This is a genomic window from Ruegeria lacuscaerulensis (assembly GCF_013031245.1).
Taxonomy (GTDB): domain Bacteria; phylum Pseudomonadota; class Alphaproteobacteria; order Rhodobacterales; family Rhodobacteraceae; genus Ruegeria; species Ruegeria lacuscaerulensis_C.
Genome location: NZ_WPZL01000089.1, coordinates 1 through 2,360, shown reverse-complemented (window position 1 = coordinate 2,360; position 2,360 = coordinate 1). Strand labels below are relative to the sequence as shown.

General features: G+C 59.0%; 1 protein-coding gene. It reads left to right on the top strand.

The genetic code is table 11. From position 1 onward, the window contains the following. Window positions 1-216 precede the first annotated feature (216 nt). Window positions 217-2,244: an oxidoreductase gene (locus GOX66_RS25395; protein WP_170766687.1), complete on the top strand. Its 2,028-nt coding sequence runs from the start codon at window positions 217-219 to the stop codon at window positions 2,242-2,244. The last annotated feature ends 116 nt before the right edge of the window (window positions 2,245-2,360 follow it).

Sequence of the window (2,360 nt, the reverse complement as noted above, 5' to 3'; positions counted from 1 at the left end):
CTGTCTGGTATCCGTCTCAGCTCAAGGAATGTTCCACATACGGGTATCGCGGTCGGGTCGTCTTTTCACGTAGCTATGTCGGAAGCAGTGAATTCTTACGTGTTGCTTACCAAGTAAATTACCCTCGACAACGAACCTCATCAGGCATTGAATCTGATCGGCGGGCCCGACCCTGGACAGTATTCAATTAGCAGTTTTGGCCGAAGGGATACGAAAGTGTCAGACCTATTCGATCCGTTTCAATTGAAACACTTGGCTTTGCGCAATCGTATCGTCAGCACATCCCATGCGCCGAATTTTGTCGAAGATGGCAACCCCCGGGACCGTTACAGGTTGTATCACGAGGAAAAAGCAAAGGGCGGGGTTGCCCTGACCATGGTCGGCGGGTCGACCAATATTGCACCTGATAGCCCATCGGTGTTTGGCCAGCTCTATGCAGGTGATGATAGTATAATCCCATGGTTCCGGAAACTGACGGATGGTGTTCATGAACATGGTTCCGCGATCATGTGTCAGATCACCCATATGGGGCGCCGCACAGCATGGGATGATGGGCATTGGCTGCCAGTTCTGGCTCCGTCCGGTATCCGCGAACGCGCCCACCGCGCCTTTCCCAAAGCTATGGAACAAGAGGACATCGACCGCGTGATTGGCGACTTCACAGCTGCTGCGCGACGCTGTCAGTTGGGCGGGTTCGACGGGATCGAGATCCTGTCTCACTCTCACCTTCTGGGGCAGTTCCTGTCCCCGCTGACCAATCAGCGGGACGATGACTATGGCGGAACGCTGGAGAACTGCATGCGTCTGACCCTGCAGGTGCTTGACGCTGTGCGCGCTGAAGTCGGCACCGAGTTCATCCTGTCGATGCGCATCACCGGCGATGAACTGACCGAAGGAGGGCTGAGCGCCGAAGACTGCATTGCCGCCGCACGGATGCTGGAACGTTCCGGCCACGTCGACCTGCTCAACATCCTTGTCGGCACGCCCTATGATGATCTGGGCTTGGCCGAATGGGTGCGCCCCATGGGCCTGCCCGCGGCCCCGCATATCACCGTGGCCGGACGCATCCGTGATGCCGTCGATTTGCCGATCCTGCACGCAGGAGGGATTGCGGATATTGCCACGGCCCGCCACGCGGTCTCCGGCGGCCATGTCGATCTGGTGGGCATGACTCGCGCACAGATGGCAGATCCCTATCTGGTGCAAAAACTCGCACGCGGTGAAGAAGAGCGCATCCGCCCCTGTGTCGGCTTGGGCTACTGCGTGGACCGGGTCAATCAGGGCAAACCTGCAGTGTGCGGACACAATGCCGCTATGGGGCGGGAGCAGACCTTACCTCATGTCATCACTCTCAGCGACACACGCAAGAAAGTGGTTGTTGTCGGTGGCGGCCCTGGCGGGCTGGAGGCCGCGCGGGTCTGCGCCCTGCGCGACCACGACGTCGTGCTGTTCGAGGCGTCGGATCGGCTGGGCGGGCAGTTGGTTCTGGCCGCCAAGGGGATGACGCGCAGACAAGTCTGGGGCGTCGCTGACTGGTTGGTTTCCGAAGTGAGCATACTTGGGGTCGATATCCGCTTGAACACCTATGCCGAAGCCGATGACGTGCTGTCCGAAGCACCCGATGTCGTGATCGTTGCGACAGGCGGCTGGCCCGAAACCTTAGCCATCCCCGGCGGTGACCTGGCGATCTCCAGTTGGGAGGTGTTGTCCAGTGAGGTACGCGTCTCGGGCGAGGTGCTGTTGTTCGACGAGGTTGGCGACCACCCTGCGGCCGTCACGGCCGACACGCTGGCTGGCTCCGGTTGTAGTGTCAATCTCGTGACCCCGGACCGGACACTTCTACATGATCTTGGCCCAACGACCTCTGCCGTCGCCTTACGCGATCTGGCCGCCAGCGGAGTCACCTTCACATGCCTGAAGGAGCTCGCCTCTCTCGCCCGCGAAGGCAATCGGGTACGTGCCTACCTGCGTCACGCGCTGACGGGGGATGTCACTGAACGTCTTGTTGATTACGTGGTCGTTGAACATGGGCTGTCCCCGATGGCCGAACTCTATCACGACCTCAAACCACTCTCGCGCAACCTTGGGCAGGTTGAACACAAGGCGCTCATTGGCGGGACGTTTCCATTTGTTGACACCAATCGGAGTGGTCAATTCTATCTGGCCCGCATTGGCGATACAGTTGCAAGTCGAAATATGCATGCCGCAATTCTCGATGCCTTGCGGGTAGGTGCTCCCGTCTGAAAGAAACTATGCCCATCTGCCGATCAAAGGTGGGAGCAGATCATCAGTTTTGGCGCAGCGAATGTCAGGAAAGCACCCACTCTCGCAGGTTTCGAGCGGCCCATTCCTGACATAGA